At 68.9% G+C, this 5,256-nt stretch carries 5 protein-coding genes; all 5 read left to right on the top strand.

The annotated features are described in order from the left end of the window. Positions 1 to 749: dihydrolipoyllysine-residue succinyltransferase (sucB, locus tag AX692_RS16070; protein WP_155646353.1), on the top strand; the 749-nt coding region annotated here is incomplete at its 5' end. 119 nt (positions 750 to 868) lie between these two features. Next, positions 869 to 2,275: a dihydrolipoyl dehydrogenase gene (gene lpdA, locus AX692_RS16065; protein WP_073975460.1), complete on the top strand. Its 1,407-nt coding sequence runs from the start codon at positions 869 to 871 to the stop codon at positions 2,273 to 2,275. A 23-nt stretch (positions 2,276 to 2,298) separates the two neighbouring features. After that, on the top strand, positions 2,299 to 3,135 hold the full coding sequence (locus AX692_RS16060; protein ID WP_073975459.1) for a hypothetical protein: 837 nt from the start codon (positions 2,299 to 2,301) through the stop codon (positions 3,133 to 3,135). A gap of 28 nt (positions 3,136 to 3,163) precedes the next feature. Beyond that, positions 3,164 to 4,522, top strand: coding sequence for an amidase family protein (locus AX692_RS16055; protein ID WP_073975458.1), 1,359 nt, complete (start codon positions 3,164 to 3,166; stop codon positions 4,520 to 4,522). 23 nt (positions 4,523 to 4,545) lie between these two features. After that, positions 4,546 to 5,244 (top strand): hypothetical protein, encoded by a 699-nt coding sequence (locus AX692_RS16050; RefSeq protein ID WP_073977774.1) that lies wholly within the window; start codon positions 4,546 to 4,548, stop codon positions 5,242 to 5,244. The last annotated feature ends 12 nt before the right edge of the window (positions 5,245 to 5,256 follow it).

Here is a 5,256-nt window from a genome sequence, read left to right as displayed (position 1 = left end):
CCCCGACGCCTGCCCCCGCTGCCGCCGCCCCTGTGGCGACCGGCGGCGCGCGCGGTGAAGAGCGCGTCAAGATGACCCGCATGCGCCAGACCATCGCCAAGCGGTTGAAGAGCGCGCAGGACACCGCCGCGCTGCTGACCACCTTCAACGATGTCGACATGAGCGCGGTCATCGAAGCGCGTGACAAGTACAAGGATCTCTTCGCCAAGAAGCACGACATCCGTCTGGGCTTCATGGGCTTCTTCGCCAAGGCCGCCTGCCTTGCGCTGAAGGACGTGCCTGCCGTGAACGCCTATATCGACGGCGACGAGATCATCTATCACGACTATGTCGACATCTCGGTGGCCGTGTCCGCGCCCAACGGCCTCGTCGTCCCCGTCATCCGCGATGCCGACAAGAAGGGCTTTGCCCGGATCGAGCAGGACATCGCCGATTTCGGCGCCCGCGCCAAGGCGGGCACGCTGACGATGGAAGACATGACCGGCGGCACCTTCACGATCTCGAACGGCGGCGTCTTCGGCTCGCTGATGAGCACCCCGATCATCAACCCGCCGCAGTCGGCGGTGCTGGGCCTCCACCGCATCGAGGACCGCCCGGTGGTCCGCAATGGCCAGATCGTGATCCGCCCGATGATGTACCTTGCGCTGAGCTATGACCACCGCCTGATCGACGGGCGCGAGGCGGTGACCGCGCTCAAGATCATCAAGGAGGCGATCGAGGATCCCACCCGCATGCTTATTGATCTGTGATCGTCGAGAAATGTCCGTTCGGGCTGAGCTTGTCGAAGCCCCGTCCTTTCTTTTGAGGCTACGGACCCCAAGTGAAGTGCAGCCCTTCGACAAGCTCAGGGCGAACGGAGTTTATGGAAATGGCTGACCATTCCTACGATTACGACGTCCTCATTATCGGTGCCGGCCCCGGCGGCTATGTCGCGGCGATCCGCGCGGCGCAGCTTGGCCTCAAGACCGCCTGCGTCGAAAGCCGCGCCACGCTCGGCGGCACCTGCCTCAATGTCGGGTGCATTCCGTCGAAGGCGCTGCTGCACGGCTCGGAGCTGTTCGAGGAAGCCGCGGGCGGCCACTTCGCCACCTGGGGCATCACCGCCACGCCGACGCTCGACCTCGGCAAGATGATGGCCGAGAAGACCAAGGCCGTGGGCGAGCTGACCGGGGGAATCGAGTTCCTGTTCAAGAAGAACAAGGTCACCTGGCTCAAGGGCCACGCCGCCTTCGAGGACGCGCACACCGTCAGCGTCGCGGGCGAGACAGTCACCGCCAAGGACATCGTGATCGCCACCGGCTCCAGCGTCACCCCGCTCCCCGGCGTCCCCGTGGACAATGCGGGCAAGCGCATCGTCGACAGCACCGGGGCGCTCGATCTCGATGAAGTGCCCGAGCATCTCGTGGTGATCGGCGGCGGGGTGATCGGCCTTGAACTGGGCTCTGTGTGGCGGCGCCTGGGCGCCAAGGTCACCGTGATCGAATATCTCGACCAGCTGCTCCCCGGCATGGACGGCGAGGTGCGCAAGGAAGCGCAGAAGATCTTCAAGAAGCAGGGCATGGCGATGATGCTCGGCCAGAAGGTTACCGGCGCCAGCGTCGAGGGCAGCACCGTCACCCTCACCGTCGAACCCGCAGCGGGCGGCGAGGCGCAGACCGTCACCGCCAGCCACGTGCTGGTCGCGATCGGGCGGCGCGCCAACACCGATGGCCTTGCGCTCGAAAAGGCCGGGCTCAGCGTCAACAACCGCGGCCAGATCGAGATCGATCACGATTTCCGCACTGCCGTCGAAGGCATCTGGGCGATCGGCGACGTCGTCCCCGGCCCGATGCTCGCCCACAAGGCCGAGGACGAGGGCATCGCGGTCGCCGAGAACATCGCGGGGCTCACCGGCATAGTGAACCACGACGTGATCCCCAGCGTGGTCTACACCGCGCCGGAAATCGCCGGCGTCGGCATCAGCGAGGAGCAGGCCAAGGAAAAGGGCCTCGCGGTCAAGGTCGGCAAGTTCCCGATGATGGCCAACAGCAGAGCCAAGGCCAACCGCGACACCGATGGCTTCGTCAAGGTGATCGCCGACGCGGAGACCGATCGGGTCGTCGGCGTGTGGATGATCAACTCGCTCGCGGGCACGATGATCGCCCAGGCCGCGCAGGCGATGGAATTCGGCGCGACCTCGGAAGACATCGCCTATACCTGCCACGCCCACCCGACCCACGCCGAGGCCTTCAAGGAAGCGGCGATGGCGGTGACGGGCAAGCCGATCCACATGTGATCCGGCGGCGGCTGGGGGTGAGCATGCGCACGGCGGAACGCTGGCGGCTCGCCCTGCCCCTCGCCTTGCCGGCGCTGGGCGGGCTCGCCTATCTGGCCGCTTTCGGCGCCCCCGTGCGGCTGATCGCCGTCAACGCCGGGGCGTTGATGCTGGCCCTCGCCTGGGCGATGCTGGGGCGACTGCCGGCCCGGCCCGGAGCGCGCCTCGGTCTTGCGACCCTCGGCGCGGGGCTCCTGTTCCTGCCAGTCCTGGTCGGCCCCGAGGTCGGAGGCGTGAGCCGCTGGCTGCCCGCTGGGCCGGTGCCGCTGCATTCGGGCACGCTGCTGCTGCCGCTGGTGGTGGTGCTCGCCGCGCACACCGAGCGGCTTGGCCCCAGCATTCTGGCGCTCGCGGCAGCCGCGCTGGCGGTGCAGCCCGATGCGGCCATGCTCGCCGGGCTTGCGGCGGCGGCTGCGATGCTGGCGGGGCTCCGCCGCTCGGTCGGCTTCGCGCTGGTCGCGCTTGCCGCGGCAGGGCTTGCGCTGCTGACCTTCGGGCGCGGGACGCTCGAGCCCCAGCCGTTCACCGAGGGCGTGCTCGCGCAGGTCTGGCAAAGCGCCCCGCTCGCCGCGATGGCATTGGCGGCATTGCTGTTCCTCGCCGCGCCCGCGCTGATGCTGCGCGCGCCGTCGATCCCGCGTGCAGAAGCGCTCGCGCTCGCCGCCCTTCTGGTTACGCTCGGCGCGATGGCCTGCCTCGCCCCCTTCCCCTTTCCCTTGATTGGCTACGGCGCTTCGCCGATCCTCGGCTTCGGCCTCGCGCTGAGCGCGGCGGGGACAGTGCCCAATGCGCGAATTGATCCCTCGGGCGGCATTGCCTAGACCTCTCCCGAGAGGGGAGATTTCGCGCATGGCCTATCCGCAATTGACCGAGGAACCCGGAGCGCTGGCCACGGCGGCCGCGATCCGCGCAGGCAGGCTCAGCGCGGTCGAGGCGGTCGATGCGGCGATCCTTCGCACCGACCGGCTCGACTGCGAGATCGACGCCCTCGCGGTTCCGAACTTCGAGGCCGCCTGCGCCGAGGCCCGTGCGCGCGATGCCGCGGGCCCGCGCGCCGATCAGCCGCTGTTCGGCGTGCCGATGACGATCAAGGAAAGCTTCGACGTTGCCGGGCTGCCCACCACCTTCGGCCACCCGCAGTTCAAGGACAAGCCCGCCCCCAAGGACGCGCTGCTCGTCAGTCGGCTGAAGGCGGCGGGCGCGATCATCATCGGCAAGACCAACGTTCCGGTCGACCTGACCGACTGGCAGAGCTTCAACCCGGTCTATGGCCGCACCTCGAACCCGCACAACCCCGAGCGCTCCCCCGGCGGCTCCTCGGGCGGCAGCGCGGCTGCGGTGGCGAGCGGGATGGTCGCCTGCGACTACGGCACCGACATCGGCGGATCGGTGCGCGTGCCGGCGCATTTCTGCGGGGTATGGGGCCACAAGACCACCTGGGGCCTCGTCCCCAAGCACGGCCACGATCACCCCGCCATGTCACGGCGCGAGGGCTTTGTCGCCGCGGCCGACGGCCCGCTCAGCATCGCCGGGCCCTTGGCGCGCAATGCACCCGATCTGGCCGTGCTGGTCGAGGTCGGAGCGGAAGTCCCGCTGCGTCGCCGGGCGAGGCCGCTCAAGGAGTGCCGCCTGCTGGCGATCACCGCGCTGCCCGGCGCGCCGGTCGATGCCAGCGTCATGGCCCCGACCGAGGCCGCGCTCGAGACCCTCGCCCGCGCCGGGGTGCGGATCGACCGGGCGAGCGACCTGCTGCCCGATCAAGCGGTGCATTATCGCAGCTATCTCAAGATGATGAACATCACGCTGTCGGGCGGCGCTCCTGCACCCGACGGCACGCAGGCAAGCGCGCGCGACTGGTTCGCGCTGCTCAATGCGCAGGCCACCTCCATGGCGCAGTGGGAGGCACTTTTCGCCGAATACGACTTTGTCCTCGCGCCGCCCGCGCCGGTGCTCGCCATGCCGCACGTGGATGCAGCAGTGTTCCGCGGAACGCTGAACATCGACGGGCAAGAGGAGCCGGCAGGCAGCGGGCTGATCTGGTCGGGCATGGCGACCTTCCCCGGCCTGCCCTCGACCGTGCTCCCGATCGGCTCGGGCACCTATCTCGGTGCCGAACTCCCCTGCGGGATGCAGGTGATCGGCCCGCGCTGGAGCGACCTCGATTGCATCGCTGCGGCCGAAGCGATCGGGCAGGTGTTGCACAGCTAGTGCAGGTTCGTCATGGCGCGGGAATGAAGCTTCTCTCCATGTGCACCCTCGCCAAGTGGCACATCTGGCTCGGCTGGCTGGTTGGCGTTCCGATCGTCATGTGGCTGGCGACAGGCCTGTTCATGGTCGCGCGCCCGATCGACGAGGTGCGCGGCAACCACCTGCGGATCGAGAGCGAGGCGATCCCGCTCAAGATGCCGGGAAGCTCGCTCGCAACCGAGGAGGCGAACCTCAGGGAGATGCGGATCGTCATGCAGGGCGGGCGCGCCGTGGCGGTGCTGACCGACATGGACGGGATCGTCACCCGCGTCGATGTCGCGACCGGCGCGGCGATCCCCCCGCTCGATGCCGCGGCGGCGCGGGCGCTGGTGGCCGCACAGATCGTCGGCGGCGACAAGGCGGAACGCGTCACGCTCTTCCCCGCCGACCGCACCCCCTTCGATTTCCGCCGCCCGATCGCCGTGTGGCAGGTCCAGCTCGCCGACGGCACCAATGTCTATGTCGGGCAGGGCACCGGCGAGATCGAGGCGGTGCGCACCCGCTGGTGGCGCGCCTTCGACCTTGCCTGGGGTCTCCACATCATGGACCTCTCGGAGCGCGAGGATACCAGCCATCCAGTGCTGATCGCCTTCGCCGCGCTGTCGCTGACGGGAGCGCTGATCGGCTGCGTGCTGATGTTCCGCCGCCCACGCCCGTCACCAGCGCGAAGAAGGCCATGGTGACGAAGGTCTGCC

Origin of the sequence: Erythrobacter donghaensis (assembly GCF_001557325.1) — a bacterium.
GTDB classification, from domain to species: Bacteria; Pseudomonadota; Alphaproteobacteria; order Sphingomonadales; family Sphingomonadaceae; genus Erythrobacter; species Erythrobacter donghaensis_B.
This window is presented reverse-complemented; position numbering and strand designations above follow the sequence as displayed.